Source organism: Streptomyces sp. SID486 (genome assembly GCF_009865385.1).
Lineage (GTDB): Bacteria > Actinomycetota > Actinomycetes > Streptomycetales > Streptomycetaceae > Streptomyces.
This window is the reverse complement of record NZ_WWJT01000127.1, coordinates 1-2,877: the sequence shown is the minus strand read 5'-3', so window position 1 is coordinate 2,877 and position 2,877 is coordinate 1. Positions and strand designations below refer to the sequence as shown.

Below are 2,877 nucleotides of genomic sequence, written 5' to 3'. Positions count from 1 at the left end.
GAGGACGGGCTGGCCTTCGCGCTGATCCCGGCGTTCAGCACGGCCCTGGCCCGGCGCGCGCAGGGCGGGTCCGGCGATCCGGTGCGGTCGCTGGTCGCCGGCACCCTGCCGCGGCTGGCGCTGGCGTTCGCGGCGGTCGGGGCGCTGCTGGGGCTGGCCGCGCCGCGGTTCGTCGGGGCGCTCGCGCCCGGTCTGCCGGATCCCGCGCTCGCCGTGGACTGCACCCGGCTCACCGCGAGCTGCGTGCTGAGCTTCGGCCTCGCCGGCTACTGCAGCGCGGCCCTGCGAGCCCACCGCCGGTTCCTCGCCCCGGCCGCGATCTACATCGTCCACAACGTCGGCATCGTCACGGCGATGTACGCGCTCGGCGGCCGGTGGGGTGTGCGCTCGGCCGCGTTCGGGGTGGCGGCGGGCGGCTTCCTGATGGTCGCGCTCCAGCTTCCCTCGCTGGTAGGGCAGTTGCGCCGGCGCGGCGGCCGGGCGGCGGACGCCGAACCGGCCGCCGCGGCCCGGCCGCTGGACGTGCCGCTGCTGGCCACCGTGCTGCTGTTCGCACTGTGCCGGCAGTCCCAGGTGCTGATCGAGCGGTTCCTGGCCTCCGGACTGCCCGCCGGGGCCATCTCGCACCTGAACTACGCGCAGAAGGTCGCGCAGATCCCGATGACGCTGTCGACGATGCTGTGCACGGTCACCTTCCCGATGGTGGCGCGGGCCCTGGCCGACGGCGACACCGAACGGGCCCGGGACCGGGTGGAGCGTGATCTGGCGCTGGCCGCCTGTCTGGTGCTGCTCGGTACGGCCGCGGTCGTGGCCTGCGCGCCGCAGCTGATCGGGCTGCTGTTCCAGCGGGGCGCGTTCACGGCCCAGGACACCGCGGCGACCGCCGCCGTGATGCGGGTCTACGCGCTCGGCCTGCTCGCCCAGACCCTGACCGGCGTCCTGGTCCGCGCCCGCTTCTCGGCGGGCCGCGCCACCTGGTACCCGCTGGCCGCGATGACCGCGGGGATCGTCACCACCTCGTGGCTCGGCGCCTGGTCGGTCGGACGCTGGGGGGCCACCGGGATCGCCGCCGCCAACGCCGCCGGCATCACCCTCACCGCCGTCCTGCTGCTCGCCGGCGTCGGACACCGCGCGGTGCCCGTCCGGACCGGTCCCGTGCTGCGCGAACTGAGCAGGCCGCTGCGGGCGGCGGCGGCCGCCACCGTGGCCGGCGCCCTGGTGGCGGGCCTGCCGTCGGCTCCGCTCGCCGGACTCGCCGCCGGCGGCGCCACGGTGACCGTCGTGTTCGTCCTGCTCGGCCGCGCCCTGGGGGTCCAGGGCTGTGCCCCCGCGCTCCGTTCCGTACGCACCCTCACCCGAAGGCTCGCCCATGCCGTCCTCCGTTGAGTTCCCGGCACCCGCCCGGACCCCCGCCACCGGCCCGGTCCCATGGATCGCCATGTACCACTCGGTCGGCGACCGCGCCGACGACCCGTACCGCGTCACGGTCACCCCCGACCGGCTGGACGGACAGCTGCGCTGGCTGCGCCGGCGGGGACTGCGCGGGGTGTCGGTGGCCGAACTGCTCGCCGCCCGCGCCCGCGGCGAGGGACGGGACCTGGTCGGACTCACCTTCGACGACGGGTACGCCGACTTCCTCGGCAACGCCCTGCCGGTGCTGGCGCGCTGGGAGTGCACGGCCACCCTGTTCGTGCTGCCCGGCCGGCTCGGCGGTGACAACGCCTGGGACCCGCTGGGTCCCCGCAAGCCGCTGCTGACCGCCGACGGCGTCCGGCGGGCCGCCGCCGCGGGCGTGGAGATCGGTTCGCACGGCCTCACCCACGTCGACCTCACCCGCGCCGACGACACCGTGCTGACGGCCGAGACCACCGGCAGCCGGGCCGCGCTGGAGGAACTGACCGGCGCTCCGGTCGCCGGCTTCTGCTATCCGTACGGCACCGTCGACCGCCGTGCCGTGGAGGCCGTGCGGGGGGCCGGCTACGGCTACGCCTGCGCCATCGACCCAGGTGAGCTGAACGGCCCGTACGCCCTGCCGCGCGTGCACATCGGGCAGAACGACACCGCCGTACGGCTGTTCCTGAAGCGCCGGCTGCACCGGCTGCGCCGGCGGCCCGTCGAGGGGCTGCGATGAAGGCCCTGCACGTCATCACCGGGCTCGGGGTGGGCGGTGCCGAGCAGCAACTGCGGCTGCTGCTGCGGCATCTGCCGGTGGAGTCCGAGGTGGTGACGCTGACCAACCCGGGGCCGGTGGCCGACGGACTGGCGGCCGACGGGGTCCCGGTGACCCACCTCGGCATGGCCGGCAACCGTGATCTGGGCGCGCTGCCCCGGCTGGCCCGGACCATCCGGCGCGGCCGGTACGACCTCGTGCACACCCACCTCTACCGGGCCTGCCTGTACGGCCGGATCGCCGCCCGGCTGGCCGGGGTGCGCGCGGTGGTCGCCACCGAACACTCCCTGGGCGACACGCAGATGGAGGGCAGGCCGCTCACCGCCGGGGTCCGTGCGCTGTATCTCCTCGGCGAGCGGCTGGGCCGGTCCACCGTCGCCGTCTCCCCCACCGTCGCCGCCCGGCTCGCCCGCTGGGGAGTGCCCGAACCGCGCATCGCGGTCGTGCCCAACGGCATCGATCTGACCCGGTTCGCCTTCGACCCGGCCGCCCGCCGGCGGACCCGCCACGAACTGGGGCTGCCCGAGGACGCGTTCGTGGTCGGCGGTATCGGCCGGCTCGTCGCCGGCAAACGGTTCGACGTCCTGGTCCGCGCCGTCGCCGGGCTGCCCGCCGACTGCCGGCTGCTGCTGGTCGGCGGCGGCCCCGAGGAGCACGCCCTGCGGCGGGCCGCGCGCCGGGCGGGGGTCGCCGACCGGGTGCTGTTC

General features: G+C 76.3%; 3 protein-coding genes. All 3 read left to right on the top strand.

Translation table 11 applies throughout. The features are described from left to right. A partial coding sequence (locus GT045_RS06445; RefSeq protein ID WP_161333571.1) for a lipid II flippase MurJ occupies positions 1 to 1,386 on the top strand: 1,386 nt, incomplete at its 5' end. Continuing rightward, positions 1,370 to 2,131: a polysaccharide deacetylase family protein gene (locus tag GT045_RS06440; RefSeq protein WP_202516654.1), complete on the top strand. Its 762-nt coding sequence runs from the start codon at positions 1,370 to 1,372 to the stop codon at positions 2,129 to 2,131. The genes GT045_RS06445 and GT045_RS06440, both read left to right, overlap by 17 nt. Beyond that, on the top strand, positions 2,128 to 2,877 hold a 750-nt coding region (locus tag GT045_RS06435), incomplete at its 3' end, for a glycosyltransferase (RefSeq protein ID WP_161333570.1). The genes GT045_RS06440 and GT045_RS06435, both read left to right, overlap by 4 nt.